The organism is Rhodococcus sp. D-6, from assembly GCF_040256695.1.
GTDB lineage: Bacteria > Actinomycetota > Actinomycetes > Mycobacteriales > Mycobacteriaceae > Rhodococcus > Rhodococcus pyridinivorans.
The window spans coordinates 2,000,039-2,014,004 of sequence record NZ_CP132970.1; the positions used below are offsets into that span (position 1 = coordinate 2,000,039).

11 protein-coding genes are annotated in these 13,966 nt (G+C 69.6%); 6 read left to right on the forward strand and 5 right to left on the reverse strand.

Going from position 1 to position 13,966, the window contains the following annotated elements; translation table 11 throughout:
* The first annotated feature begins 40 nt into the window (after nt 1-40).
* The 5 genes from RBB84_RS09445 to RBB84_RS09465 are packed head-to-tail and all read left to right on the forward strand — an operon-like array spanning nt 41 to nt 7,245.
* Complete coding sequence (locus tag RBB84_RS09445; protein WP_033097630.1) at nt 41-1,330, forward strand: SWIM zinc finger family protein; 1,290 nt, start codon at nt 41-43, stop codon at nt 1,328-1,330.
* Nucleotides 1,327-2,727, forward strand: coding sequence for a DUF5691 domain-containing protein (locus RBB84_RS09450; protein WP_033097629.1), 1,401 nt, complete (start codon nt 1,327-1,329; stop codon nt 2,725-2,727). Before RBB84_RS09445 ends, RBB84_RS09450 begins: the two co-directional genes overlap by 4 nt.
* 47 nt (nt 2,728-2,774) lie before the next feature.
* Entirely contained in the window at nt 2,775-3,893 is a 1,119-nt protein-coding gene (locus RBB84_RS09455) for an AAA family ATPase (RefSeq protein ID WP_033097689.1), read from the forward strand.
* Nucleotides 3,890-6,091, forward strand: coding sequence for a DUF5682 family protein (locus RBB84_RS09460; RefSeq protein ID WP_033097628.1), 2,202 nt, complete (start codon nt 3,890-3,892; stop codon nt 6,089-6,091). The genes RBB84_RS09455 and RBB84_RS09460 overlap by 4 nt, the downstream gene beginning before the upstream one ends.
* Entirely contained in the window at nt 6,088-7,245 is a 1,158-nt protein-coding gene (locus RBB84_RS09465; RefSeq protein ID WP_033097627.1) for a VWA domain-containing protein, read from the forward strand. The genes RBB84_RS09460 and RBB84_RS09465 overlap by 4 nt, the downstream gene beginning before the upstream one ends.
* Before the next feature lie 36 nt (nt 7,246-7,281).
* Here the strand turns inward: RBB84_RS09465 and RBB84_RS09470 are convergent, their stop codons facing one another.
* Nucleotides 7,282-8,880, reverse strand: coding sequence for an MFS transporter (locus RBB84_RS09470; protein WP_033097688.1), 1,599 nt, complete (start codon nt 8,878-8,880; stop codon nt 7,282-7,284).
* 118 nt (nt 8,881-8,998) lie between these two features.
* On the opposite strand from RBB84_RS09470, the gene RBB84_RS09475 reads away from it, so the two are divergent.
* Nucleotides 8,999-9,994, forward strand: coding sequence for an iron-siderophore ABC transporter substrate-binding protein (locus RBB84_RS09475; protein WP_052040083.1), 996 nt, complete (start codon nt 8,999-9,001; stop codon nt 9,992-9,994).
* A gap of 37 nt (nt 9,995-10,031) precedes the next feature.
* Here the strand turns inward: RBB84_RS09475 and RBB84_RS09480 are convergent, their stop codons facing one another.
* The 4 genes from RBB84_RS09480 to RBB84_RS09495 are packed head-to-tail and all read right to left on the reverse strand — an operon-like array spanning nt 10,032 to nt 13,862.
* Nucleotides 10,032-10,778, reverse strand: a complete 747-nt coding sequence (locus tag RBB84_RS09480) for a succinate dehydrogenase/fumarate reductase iron-sulfur subunit (RefSeq protein ID WP_033097626.1) — start codon at nt 10,776-10,778, stop codon at nt 10,032-10,034.
* Between the two features lies 1 nt (nt 10,779).
* Nucleotides 10,780-12,696 carry a fumarate reductase/succinate dehydrogenase flavoprotein subunit gene (locus RBB84_RS09485; protein ID WP_064255542.1) on the reverse strand — a complete coding sequence of 639 codons (1,917 nt, stop codon included), beginning with the start codon at nt 12,694-12,696 and terminating at the stop codon, nt 10,780-10,782.
* 45 nt (nt 12,697-12,741) lie between these two features.
* Nucleotides 12,742-13,578, reverse strand: a complete 837-nt coding sequence (locus tag RBB84_RS09490) for a hypothetical protein (protein WP_033097624.1) — start codon at nt 13,576-13,578, stop codon at nt 12,742-12,744.
* Nucleotides 13,575-13,862 (reverse strand): hypothetical protein, encoded by a 288-nt coding sequence (locus RBB84_RS09495; protein ID WP_024101240.1) that lies wholly within the window; start codon nt 13,860-13,862, stop codon nt 13,575-13,577. The genes RBB84_RS09490 and RBB84_RS09495 overlap by 4 nt, the downstream gene beginning before the upstream one ends.
* Between the last annotated feature and the right edge of the window lie 104 nt (nt 13,863-13,966).

Consider the following 13,966-nt stretch of genomic DNA (forward strand, 5'->3'; position numbering starts at 1 on the left):
CCGCCGTTCCTGTCGGACCCGTCTCCTACCTTCGACGCTCGTGACCGCCCCCTGGACCCTCCAGCAGATCAACGCCGTCGCGCCCGATCCGTCCTCGATGACGGCTGCGCGCGGCGTCGCCTCCGCATGGCTCGAGACCGGCCACGACACCACCGCCCTGTGGGGACTGTGCCGCGGACGCGGCACCACGCCGTACCGCACGGCGATCGACCCGAGCGCTCCCGCCTACACGTGCACGTGCCCGAGCCGGAAGCTGCCCTGCAAGCACGCCCTGTCACTGCTCGTGCGCTGGTCCGAGGGTGCCGTGCCGGCCGCGCAGGCGCCCGACTTCGTGACCGGATGGCTCGCCGCCCGCATCGCGTCCACCACACTTCCCGCCCCGGCGGACGAGCCGGTCAAGGCGCCCGACCCTGCGACCGCCCGGCGTCGCGCCGAGCGGGTCGCGGCAGGACTCGACGACCTCGACCGCTGGCTCACCGACCGCATCCGGCACGGCCTCGGGGCGGTGGATCACGGCTACGACATCTACGAGGCGATCGCTGCCCGCATGGTGGATGCCCAGGCTCCCGGCGCGGCGTCGGCACTGCGCGCTCTGGCCGCCGTCGTGAACGACGAAACCGATTGGCCCGCCAGTCTGCTCGAAGAGTATGCGCGCCTGCACCTCATGGCCGTGGCGTACCGGCAGCGCGACGAGCTGCCGAGGCCGCTCCTGCGTGCGCTGCAGACCCATCTCGGTTTCGGCACCCGCAGCGAGGAGGTCCGCGCCGAAACGGCTGTGCGCGACCGCTGGCAGGTCCTCGCCGTGCGCGTCACCGAGGAGAGCCGGATGTTCGCCCGCAAGACGTGGCTTCGGGGGAGGTCGAGCGGACGCTGGGCGATCCTGCTCGACTTCGCTCACGGCACAGCGCGTTTCGCCACGCCCCTCCCCTTCCCCGGTTCGCTGGTCGACGCCGATCTGCACTTCTACCCCGGCGCGGCCCCACTGCGAGCCGTACTCGGCCGGCAGCACGGGGAGACGGAGCCGTTCACGACCCTGCCCGCCACCGGACTCGACGCTGCACTGGACGAGTACGCCCGCATGCGCGGAGCAGATCCGTGGTTGCGCACCTGGCCCGTCCTGCTCGACGCGGTCACTCCCACCGACAGCGAGGACGGCTGGTACGTCGTCGACCCGTCCGGACGGGCGCTGCCGCTGGCCGGTGACGACGACAGCCGCTGGCGGCTGCACGCCGTCGCGGGAGGCCGTCCCGTGACGGTCTGCGGCGACTGGGACGGAACCGCTCTCACTCCCGTCTCACTGTTCACCGGAGGACAGGTGATGACCTGGTGACCGCCTTGCCCGAATCGCTGACGGCCGCAGCACTTCTCGGAACGGCACGCTCCGCTCCGGAGTTCGGCGCGCTGCACACGGCCGGTGCCGCGGGCGAACTCGCCGGAGACCCCGCCGCGACACTGCTCGCCGCTGCCGCCTTGGAGGCGACCTTCCTCACCGCCGCGACCGTGCCGGTGATCCGCGAGCTGCCGTCGCCGGCCCCGGACGACGACCGTCCCGTCCTGCCCGGCGCGGCTGCCGAACGCCTGCGCGCGCTGCTCGCCGTCCGCTCCCCGCTACTCGACGAATGGTTCGAGGTGGCGGCCCGGCTCCGCGCGTCGCACGACATCGTGGTCGACCTGCTGATCGTCGCGACCACCGACGCGGTGCACCGCGACCGGCTGATCGCTCTCACCGGCGCCCGCGGGCGCTGGGTGGCCGCGCGCCACCCGGAATGGGCCGATCTGCTGCCACCCGACCCGCTCGACGACACGCCCTGGCACGTCGGTCCGCCCGCCCGGCGACGCCGATGGTTCGAGGTGCTCCGCGCGCACGATCCGGCCGCGGCGACAGCCACGCTCGCGGCGTCATGGGGTGCGCAGACCGCCGCCCAGCGGGCCGAGCTCGTCGCCCTGCTCGCGGTCGGTCTCGGCCCGCACGACGAAGACCTGCTCGAGCGCGCCCTCGACGACCGTAGCCGCAAGGTTCGCGCCGTCGCGCTCGACCTTCTTCCCCGCCTCCCCGACTCCGCGTTCGCGCGACGCATGGCCGAACGAGTGCGGCAATGGCTGCTCGTCGACGGCTCGACCGTCACCCTCGCCGTCCCCGAACGGCCGGACGAGAGCGCACTCCGCGACGGTCTCTCCGACGGTCCGGCCCGCGATCTGCTGGTGGCGGCAGTCGCGGCCGCTCCGCTGTCGGTGTGGCGCGAGCACGTCGGAGACGGGGTGCTGCCGGAGTTCGACGTCGACGACGCCCTCCGCACGGCACTGACGGACGCGTGGGGCCGCGCGGCGGTCCGGCAACGCGACAGCGGATGGGCCGCGGCGTTGCTGCGACGCGACGGCACCGGCGACACATCGGTCGCCCGGGTCGTACCTCGCGACATCCTGCTCACGCACCTGCGCGAGGCGTCGCCGCCCGCGGTTCTCGACGACGCGTTGCTCGCCGCGCTCCCGGCGCCGTGGCCGCGCGATGTCGCCGAGAAGGTGCTCACCGCGCTGTACACGAAGCTGACGACCACCCGTCTGGTGAGCGACGTCCTGACGCTGCTCGCCCACCGGGCACCGTTCGAGCTGGCCGATCTGCTGGCCGACGCCGCGAACCGCACCGACGATCTCGGTCGCCTGCACCTGTTCGCGAGCGCAGCCGACACCCTGACCCTCCGCAAGACGATCCACGAGGAGCTGAGTTGACCGACTTCGAGTCGACCCCTGCAGTTGTCGGCACCGACGAGGCCGCGATGCCCGAGACGGGCACGTCCGAGACCGCCGGGTCCGGCACCGACCTGCTGCGCCCACACGCCGAGCAGCAGTACGCGCACGAACTCGCGGCGCTCGCGCGACTCGACGACCGGCTGCGCCCGCCGTCGTGGCAACTCTCCCCGTGGGCGGTGGTGACCTATCTGCTCGGCGGCGAACTGCCCGACGGCACCGTGATCACCCCGAAGTACGTCGGTCCGCGCCGGTTGATCGAGGTTGCCGTGGCGACCCTGGCGACCGACCGGGCACTGTTGCTGCTCGGTGTGCCGGGTACCGCGAAGACCTGGGTGTCGGAGCATCTCGCCGCCGCGATCAGCGGTTCGTCGACCCGGCTCGTGCAGGGAACGGCGGGTACGACCGAGGAGTCGGTGCGGTACGGCTGGAACTACGCGCGGTTGCTCGCCGAAGGGCCGAGCGCCGACGCGCTGGTCGCCTCCCCGGTCATGACCGCGATGCGCGACGGCGCCGTGGCACGGATCGAGGAACTCACGCGCATCCCCGCTGACGTGCAGGATGCGCTGATCACCGTCCTGTCGGAGAAGACGCTTCCCGTCCCCGAACTCGGCATCGAGGTGCAGGCGACGAAGGGGTTCAACGTCATCGCCACCGCCAACGACCGCGACCGCGGGGTCAACGACCTGTCGTCCGCGCTGCGTCGACGGTTCAACACCGTCGTGTTGCCGTTGCCGGCGAGCGAGGAGGACGAGGTCTCGATCGTCACCCGCCGCGTCGAACAGCTCGGCACCGCACTCGAACTTCCCACCGTGCCTGCGGCCGCGGAGGAGATCCGCCGCGTCGTCACGGTGTTCCGGGAGTTGCGCAGCGGCGTCACCACCGACGGCCGGACCAAGCTGAAGTCCCCGTCGGGCACGCTGTCCACCGCCGAGGCGATCTCGGTGGTCACGGGCGGCCTGGCGTTGTCGGCGCACTTCGGTGACGGGGTGCTTCGGCCCTCCGACGTTGCGGCCGGAATCCTGGGGTCGGTGGTCAAGGACCCTGTCTCCGATCGGGTGGTCTGGAACGAATATCTCGAGGCCGTCGTCCGAGAACGCGGCGACTGGACCGACTTCTACCGGGCGTGCCGGGAGATCACCGGGTGACCGACGCTCTCTTCGACCGCGCGGATGCGCCCGCGGAGATCCGGGTCTTCGGGATCCGGCACCACGGGCCGGGTTCGGCGCGTGCGGTCCTGCAGGCACTCGCGGAGTTCGAACCCGACACCGTCCTCATCGAGGGTCCGTCGGACGCCGATCCGGTGCTCCCGCTCACCGTGGCCGACGACATGGTGCCGCCGGTGGCATTGCTGGCCTACGCACGCGACGAACCGGCGCGGGCGGCGTTCTGGCCGTTCGCGGCCTTCTCCCCCGAATGGCAGGCCCTGCGCTGGGCGTACCTGCACGATGCCGACGTGCGGTTCTGCGACCTTCCGGCGTCGATGTCGCTCGGCGCGGAGCGCGAGGTCGGCGACCGCGCGACCGACAACCTGCTCGGCATACTCGCCCGCGCCGGCGGATACTCCGACTTCGAGCAGTGGTGGGACGCGGTGGTAGAGCACGGCACCGCACAGGCCTTCGACGAGATCACGGACGCGATGCGCGCGCTGCGCGAGGACGTCGGGATCGACGACCACACCGCGCGACGCGAGGCGCACATGCGGCAGGTGCTGCGCGCGACGGTCAAGGCCGGGGCCCGCGCGATCGCCGTGGTGTGCGGAGCGATGCACGCACCCGCACTGACCGGCCGGCTCGGACCGGCAGCGCCCGACGCGCGCCTGCTCAAGGGCATGCCCAAGGTCAAGACCACCCTCACGTGGGTGCCGTGGAGCCACTCCCGGTTGTCGCTGTCGTCGGGCTACGGCGCCGGCATCACCTCACCCGGCTGGTACCACCACCTGTTCACACAGCCCGCGGACACGACCGCACGCTGGTTCACCCGCGTGGCCCGTGTCCTGCGCGAGGAGGATCTACCCGTCTCGAGCGCCCACATCATCGAGGCGACACGTCTCGCCGACACGCTCGCGGCGTTGCGCGGTCGCGCGGTGGCCGGACTCGACGAGGTCGTCGAGGCGACGCGGTCGGTGCTGTGCGACGGCGACGACGTCCTGCTCGGTCTCGTCTCCCGCCGGCTCGTCGTCGGTGAGGCACTCGGTTCCGTCTCCGAGGACACCCCCACCGTCCCGCTCGACACCGACCTGCAGCGGAATGCGAAGTCGTTGCGTCTCAAGCGGTCCGCCGAAGCCAGGCATCTCGATCTGGACCTGCGCCGGGAGATCGACGTCGCCCGGTCGCGACTGCTGCACCGCCTGGCGCTGCTCGGTATCGACTGGGGTAGACCGGCGGAGAGCGAGGTGCGCTCGACCGGCACCTTCCGCGAGACCTGGACGCTGCGGTGGGAACCGGAGTTGTCGGTGGCGATCGTCGAGGCGTCGCGGTGGGGCACGACGGTGGAATCCGCAGCGGGCGCCACAGTGGCCGACCGTGCCACTCGTTCCGGGATCGCGCTCGCCGACCTCACCGAACTGCTCGAACGGGCGTTGCTCGCCGACCTGCGGACCACGATCCCGTCGCTGGTGACGGCGATCGACGCGGCGGCTGCACTCGATCACGATGTGCTGCACCTGATGAGCGCCCTGCCGACCCTCGTGCGCACCGTCCGTTACGGCGATGTGCGGGGCACCGATCTGTCCTCCCTGGAACATGTCTGCGACGCCCTGCTCGCGCGTGTGTGCGCCGGTCTCCCGGCGGCGGTCACCGGTCTCGACCACGACGCCGCCGATGCACTGCGCACCGCGATCGACGACGTGCATCTCGCTCTCGCGCTGCGTGAGGACCCGACCGCGACCGTCCGATGGCTCGACACACTGACGTCGGTGAGCGAGCGTGACGACATCGACGGTCTGCTCGTCGGCCGCACCACCCGGATGCTGCGCGACACCGGCCGACTCGGCGAGTACGAGGCGTCCGTGCGGGTCGCGCGAGCGTTGTCGGTGGGGTCATCGGCACCCGCGAAGGCGCGCTGGATCGACGGGTTCCTCGGCGGGGGCGGACTCCTGCTCGTCCACGACAGCGCACTGTTCGATCTCGTCGACGAGTGGATCAGCGGTCTCACCGACGACGATTTCGTCGACGTCCTGCCCGTCCTCCGGCGCACCTTCGGGTCGTTCGCCTTCGGTGAGCGACGCCTGCTCGGGCAGACGGTGCGGGGCGAACGCACCCGCCGCACGGAGGCACCGCCCGCCGTGGATCGCGGCCGGATCGCCCTGACCGCCACCGCGTCGATCCTGGGAGTGTCGGCATGACAACCGAATCCGGAGACACCGAACGTTTGCGCCGCTGGCGGCTCGCACTCGGCGAGGCCGCCGAGGACTCGACGGGCTCCCTGTCCTCGGCCGACGACAGCGCCATGGACGCCGCGCTCGCCGCGCTGTACGACACCGCGCCCGGCGACGGCACCGCACCGCGCACCGCAGGTCTCGGCGCGTCCGCGCCCCGGGTGGCGCGCTGGCTCGGCGACATCCGCACCTACTTCCCGACATCCGTCGTCCAGGTGATGCAGCGCGACGCGGTGGATCGGCTCGGGTTGACCCGGCTGCTCCTCGAACCCGAGATGCTCGAAGCCGTCGAACCGGACGTGCATCTCGTGGGCACGTTGCTGAGCCTGAACCGCGTGATGCCGGAGACCACCAAGGCGACGGCACGGACGGTCGTCGAGAAGGTCGTGCGCGAGATCGAGGCTCGCATCGCGCAGCACACCCGTGCCGCCGTCACGGGTGCGCTCGACCGGTCGTCGCGGACGTCGAACCCGAAACTCCGCGACATCGACTGGGATCGCACGATCCGCGCGAACCTGGCCCACTACCTGCCGGAGCATCGCACGGTGGTGCCCGAGAAGCTGGTGGGCTACGGGCGCCGCTCCCAGGCGGTGAAACGCGACGTGGTGCTCGCGGTGGACCAGTCCGGGTCGATGGCGTCGAGCGTGGTGTACGCGTCGGTGTTCGCGGCGGTCCTGGCGTCGATGCGGGCACTGCGCACCTCGTTGGTCGTCTTCGACACCGCGGTGGTGGACCTGACCGACAAGCTCGCCGACCCGGTGGACGTGCTGTTCGGCACCCAGCTCGGCGGCGGCACCGACATCAATCGGGCGATCGCCTACAGCAGGTCGCTGATCACGCGCCCGGCCGATTCGCTGTTCGTGCTCATCTCGGATCTGTACGAGGGCGGCATCCGCGCCGAGATGCTCTCGCGCATCCGGGAGATGCTCGCCGCGGGTGTGCAGGTCGTGGTGTTGCTGGCTCTGTCCGACGACGGGGCGCCGTCCTTCGACCGCGACAACGCGGCGGCACTCGCCGAACTCGGAGTTCCTGCCTTCGCGTGCACGCCCGACCGTTTCCCGGAACTGCTCGCCGTCGCGCTCGAGCGGGGTGACGTCGGACGCTGGTCGCAGTCGTTCTGACCGCCTGACCGACCCGAACTGCGTGAGGATCCGGGTTCAGTGGGCCGGTTTTTCCGACGAGTCGACCGCCGCGTCACCGTCCTCCTCGGCGTACCGTTCGAGCAGCGCGATCTCGGCCGAGCGTGAGGGGAACGCAAGGGCCACCAGCGCCGCTCCGACCAGCACGATCGCGATCGCGGCCGTGTAGGCGCGGGTGTCGCCGTCGAGGAAGGCCGACCGCGCGGCCTCGATGATCTGCTGCGCGTACTGCGGATAGTGCTCGGCGATCCCGACGGCACCCGCGAACGACTTCTCCAGTGCGGTCTCGGTCTGCTCGTCGACGGCCGTGGCCTGAGGACTCGCCGCGATCGTCGCGGCGAGGGAGGCCGAGTATCCGGCGGTGAGCAGGGCGCCGAGGATCGACTGGACGATCGCGCCACCGAGATCGCGTTGCAGATCGGCCGTGCCGGAGGCCATCCCGGCACGGGCGACCGGCACCGAGCCGGTGAGCGAATGCGAGGCCGGGGTACCGGCGAGACCGACACCGGCTCCGAGACACATGTATCCGAGGGCGATCACCCAGTAATGCGCGTCCTCGTCCCAGAGCATCAGTGCGACGACGAGTCCGGCCACGATCGCCACGTAACCGGACAGCAGCGTGAAACGGGAGCCGCGCGACCCGACGAGTTTCGCCGACTGCGGCGCCACCAGCACCATCACGAAAGCGGCGGGCAGCGCCGCCGATCCAGCTGCGAGAGTCGAGTAGCCGAGCACGTTCTGCAGGTACTGCTGACTGATGTACATCGTGCCCATCAGGGTGCCGAACACGATGATGCCCGCGACGGCCGCGACCCAGAACACGCGACGCCGGGCGACCCGCAGGTCGAACAGGGGGTTCGCCGCTCGCAGCTGGCGCATGACGAAGAGGATCACCGCGACGAGAGCGATCACGAGAGCGGACACCGCGATGGTCTCCATCCCGTCGACGGGCACGAAGTTGATGCCGAGGACGAGCGAGCCGACCAACACGATCGAGACCACACCGCCGAGATGATCGACCGGATCGGTCGATTCGTTGACGTGACTGGGCACGAATATCCAGGTCAGGGCGAAAGCGATCAGCGCGAGCGGAATCGTCACCAGGAAAACCGAACCCCAGAAGAACTGTTCGAGCAGGGTGCCGGCGACGAGCGGGCCGAGCGCGGTCAGGCCACCACCGATCGACGACCACAACGCGATCGCGCGCGTGCGGGCTGCGCCCGACCACAGTGCAGTGATCAGGGCCAAGGTGGTGGGGAACGCCAGACCGGCGGAGAGACCGCCGAGCACCCGCGCCGCGAACAGCACCTCGGTGCTCGGCGCGAACCCGGCGACCGCCGAGGCGGGAACCGACAACGCCATGCCGAGCAGCAGCATCGTCTTGCGTCCGTAACGGTCGCCGACGGCACCGAGGTAGAGCACGGACGCGGCGAGACCGACGGAATAGCCGACTGCGACGAGGTTGAGCTGGGTCTGGCTCGCGTCGAACGCCTTCCCGATGTCGGGCAGTGCCACGTTCGCGACGGCGAGGTTCGAATTCGCCACGGCGGCGACGAGGATCAAGGAGGCCAGCACCGGTTTCGCCCGTGCCGGCCGACCGTCGTCAGGTCGGGTCACGGACACATAGTGCGCGCTCGAGCGGCTGCCCTGCGCGGTTTCCGGCGGGTTTTCACCTTCGGTCACCCCGCCGGGTTAGGATCGCCTCACTTGTTGTTCGACAGACTCGAGGCCCGTCATGACACGCCGATCCGCTGCGTTGCTCCGTTCCGCCGCTCTGTTCACGGCCACCGCGATCGTGCTGACCGCGTGCGGATCGTCCGACACGGAGTCCGACTCCGGTTCGGCACCGGCCGACGGCGCCTTCCCCGTCACGGTCGACACGAAGTTCGGGGAGGGCACCATCGAGTCCGCCCCCGAACGCGTCGCGGCTCTGGGCTGGGGCGACGCCGAAACTGCACTGGCACTCGGCGTTCAGCCGGTGGCGGCGAGTGACTGGCTCGCCTTCGGCGGCGACGGCGTGGGGCCGTGGGCGCAGGGGCTGTACGACTCGCCGCCGGAGCTCATCGGCACGATCGAGCCGTCCTTCGAGATGCTCGCGGCGCAGGAGCCCGATCTGATCCTCGACACCAAGAGTTCCGGTGAGCCGGCCCGCTACGAGACGCTGTCGGGGATCGCCCCGACCGTCGGCGGCCCGGAAGGCAGCGACGCCTACCTCACGTCGCTCGACGACCAGGTGGCCACCGTGGCAGCGGCGCTCGGTGTCCCGGACAAGGGTGCCGAACTGCTGTCGCAGATCGACGCGGATTTCGCGCAGGCCGCCGCCGACAATCCCGAGTTCGCGGGCAAGACCGTCACCGTCGCCTCCTACACGTCGGAGGGGTGGGGCGCCTACGTCGTCGGCGACTCGCGCGTCGACTTCATGACCGAGCTCGGCTTCGTGAACAATCCGCAGGTGCAGGCCGCGGCGACGGACGATTTCTTCATCACCGTCTCCGACGAGAACCTGGGCATGCTCGACTCCGACCTGCTGATCGTGCTGCCGATCTACGTGCCGGCCGCCGAGGTGACCGACAATCCGGTCTTCCAGCAGATCCCGGCGGTGCGCGACGGCCGGTTCCTCGTGCTCGACAGCGATTCCGACATCTCCGCGGCGTTCTCGACGAACTCGGTGCTGTCGGTGCCGTTCGCGCTCGACGAACTGGTTCCGCTGGTCGCCGAACGCGTGAACTGAGCCGGTCCCTGCGTCCGGCCCGGTCCCTGCTCCCTGCTCAGCGCCGGAACAGCTTGTTGCCGAGCCACACGATCGGGTCGTAGCGGCGGCCGGCGACGCGTTCCTTCATCGGGATCAGCGCGTTGTCGGTGATGTGGATGTTCTCCGGGCACACCTCGGTGCAGCACTTGGTGATGTTGCACATACCCAGGCCGTGCTCGTCCTGCGCGACGTCGCGCCGGTCGGCGACGTCGAGCGGGTGCATCTCGAGTTCCGCGATGCGCATGAGATAGCGGGGACCGGCGAAGACCTCCTTGTTCTCCTCGTGGTCGCGCACCACATGGCAGACGTTCTGGCACAGATAGCATTCGATGCACTTGCGGAACTCCTGGGAGCGCTGCACGTCGACCTGCTGCATCCGGTACTCCCCCGGCGCCAGATCAGGAGGCGGCGCGAAAGCCGGTATCTCGCGTGCCTTGCGGTAGTTGAACGAGACATCGGTGACGAGATCTCGGATGATCGGGAAGGTGCGCATCGGGGTCACGGTGATCGTCGCGTCGGGATCGAACAGCGACATGCGGGTCATGCACGTCAGGCGCGGGCGACCGTCGACTTCCGCCGAACACGATCCGCACTTGCCCGCCTTGCAGTTCCAGCGCACGGCGAGATCCGGTGCCTGGGTGGCCTGCAGACGGTGCAGGATGTCGAGGACGACCTCCCCTTCGTTGACCTCGACGGTGTAGTCCCGCAGTTCCCCGCCGTCGGCGTCGCCCCGCCAGATCCTGAACGCCGCCTGGTGTCCCATCTCAACCCCTCCGTCCGGGATGATCCGCGAGTTCCTCGTCGGTGTAGTACTTCCCGAGTTCGTCGATGTCGAACAGCTCCAGCAGGTCGGGACGCATCGGTTGCTGCCGTTCGGCGGTGACCGTCACGTCGGGGACGAACGGGTCGCCGCCGTCCAGACGACAGGCGAGCAGAGTGCGACGCCATTCGGAGTCCATCGACGGGTGGTCGTCGCGGGTATGTCCCCCGCGGCTCTCGGTGCGCTGCAACGCGGCCCGCGCGACGCACTCGCACACGAGGAGCATGTTCCGCAGGTCCAGGGCGAGATGCCAGCCCGGGTTGAACTGGCGGTGGCCCTCCACCGCGACGTTGCGGATCCGTGTGCGCAGGGTGTCGAGTTCGCGCAGGGCACGTTCGATCTCGTCCGCGCGCCGGATGATGCCCACGAGATCCTGCATGACCTGCTGCAGGTCGGTGTGCAGGGTGTACGGGTTCTCGGCGCGATCGGTGTCGGCCGGATCGAAGGGCGAGAGCGCCGCACGGGCGGCGGCGTCGATGTCGGCGTCGCCGACGATCGGCCGCGAGGTGAGGCTCTGCACGTAGTCTGCGGCGCCGAGACCTGCCCGGCGACCGAAGACCAGCAGATCGGACAGCGAATTCCCGCCCAGCCGGTTCGATCCGTGCATGCCACCGGAACATTCCCCGGCGGCGAACAGCCCCGGGACTGCCGCAGCGGCGGTGTCGGGGTCGACCTCGATGCCGCCCATCACGTAGTGGCAGGTCGGGCCGACCTCCATGGCCTCGGCGGTGATGTCGACGTCGGCGAGTTCCTTGAACTGGTGATGCATCGACGGCAGGCGGCGCATGATCTCGTCGGCCGGCATCCGCGAGGCGATGTCGAGGAAGACTCCGCCGTGCGGAGTCCCCCGGCCGTCCTTGACCTCGGAGTTGATGGCGCGGGCGACCTCGTCGCGCGGGAGCAGGTCGGGCGTGCGGCGATTGTTCTCCTGGTCCTCGTACCAGCGGTCGGCCTCCTCCTCTGTCTCCGCGTACTGGCCTTTGAACACCGGCGGGATATAGGAGAACATGAACCGCTCCCCCTCGGAGTTCTTCAGCACTCCGCCGTCGCCTCGCACACCCTCGGTGACGAGGATGCCCTTCACGCTCGGCGGCCAGATCATCCCTGTCGGGTGGAACTGGACGAACTCCATGTTGATCAGGGTGGCGCCGGCACGCAGGGCGAGGGCGTGACCGTCGCCCGTGTACTCCCACGAGTTCGACGTGACCTTCCACGACTTGCCGATACCACCGGTGGCGATGACGACCGCGGGCGCCTCGAACAACACGAAACGCCCGGTCTCGCGCCAGTATCCGAACGCACCGGCGATGCGTCCCTCGTCGTCCTTCAGCAGTTCGGTGATGGTGCATTCGGCGAAGACCCGCACCCGGGCCTCGTAGTCGCCGTGCTCGGCGTGGTCCTCCTGCTGCAGCGACACGATCTTCTGCTGCATCGTGCGGATGAGTTCGAGTCCGGTGCGGTCGCCGACGTGGGCGAGTCGCGGATAGGTGTGGCCGCCGAAGTTGCGCTGGCTGATCCGTCCGTCGGGGGTGCGGTCGAACAGCGCTCCGTAGGTCTCCAGCTCCCACACGCGGTCGGGGGCCTCGCGGGCGTGCAGTTCGGCCATCCGCCAGTTGTTGAGGAACTTGCCGCCGCGCATCGTGTCCTGGAAGTGCACCTGCCAGGAGTCGCGGGGGTTGGCATTGCCCATCGCGGCGGCACATCCGCCCTCGGCCATCACGGTGTGGGCCTTGCCGAACAGCGACTTGCACACCACGGCGACGGAGAAGCCGCGTTGCCGCGCCTCGATCACCGCGCGTAGCCCGGCGCCGCCTGCTCCGATCACGACGACGTCGACCTTGTGCCGTTCGACATCCACCATCCGTGTTCCCCCTCCTTCGGTGCGGCCGGTGTCGTGCCGTGCGCGTCAGCCGATGAACCGCAGATCGGCGATGGTGTCGCTCGCCACGAGCATGATGTAGAAGTCCGTGAGGATCAGGGTTCCCAGCGTGATCCACGCGAACTGCATGTGCCTGGTGTTGAGTTTCGAGACGAACGTCCAGATCCGGTAGCGCACGGGGTGTTTCGAGAAGTGCCGCAGCCGGCCTCCGGTGACGTGCCGGCAAGAGTGGCATGACAACGTGTAGCCCCAGAGCAGCACGACGTTGATCAGCAGGATCAGGTTGCCGAGTCCGATGCCGAACCCGCTCGGACCGCGGAAGGACAGGACGACGTCGTAGGTGTTGATCAGCGACACCACGAAGCCGGCGTAGAAGAAGTAGCGGTGCGAGTTCTGCAGGATCAGCGGGAACCGCGTCTCCCCGGTGTAGTGCCGGTGCGGTTCGGCGACCGCACACGCGGGCGGCGACAACCAGAACGATCGGTAGTAGGCCCTGCGGTAGTAGTAGCAGGTCAGCCGGAAGCCGAGGAGGAACGGCAACGACAGGAAGGCGAGCGGGATCCACATCGGGAGTTCGCCGACCCACGTGCCGAAATGGCGGGCGCCGTCCACGCAGGACGCGCTCACGCACGGCGAATAGAACGGCGTGAGGTAGTGGTAGTCCTCGACGTAGTAGGCGCTGCGCACGAACGAACGGATCGTCGCGTACACCACGAACACACCGAGACCGAGGACGGTGAGTGCGGGTGTCTGCCACCAGCGGTCGGTCCGCAGCGTCCGCGCGGTGATCCGTGCGCGGCCCTCGGATCGGACGCCGGTGGCCGGCTCACCGCGCGCCGCCGGCGTCGCCTCGGAGGTGCTCACCGCGAGCCGTGCAGCCCGCCGAGACCTTCGTCGTCCGTATCCGTTCCGCGGAACAACGAGTCGTCGTACGGCGTATCGGGAATCGGGATGCGTTGACCGAGGCTGTTGACGACCTCGCGCGGAGGATGTTCGGCGAAGTCGCGTATGTCGATGTCGAGACGTTCGACGTCGTTCGACAGCCTCTTCACCGGGGCTGCGTCCCCGTAGCGCGATCGTAGGGATCCGAGGCATTGGCGCAGGTGGGCGGCGGTGCGCTGAAGTTCCTGCAATTCGCTGATGGACATCCGTACCTCCGGGCCGAGCGGTCGACATGTCCCTTCCGTAGCGGGTATCGGCATGTCGCGCCGGCCGACACGATGGGAACAGGCCAGTTGCAATGTGGCATCCA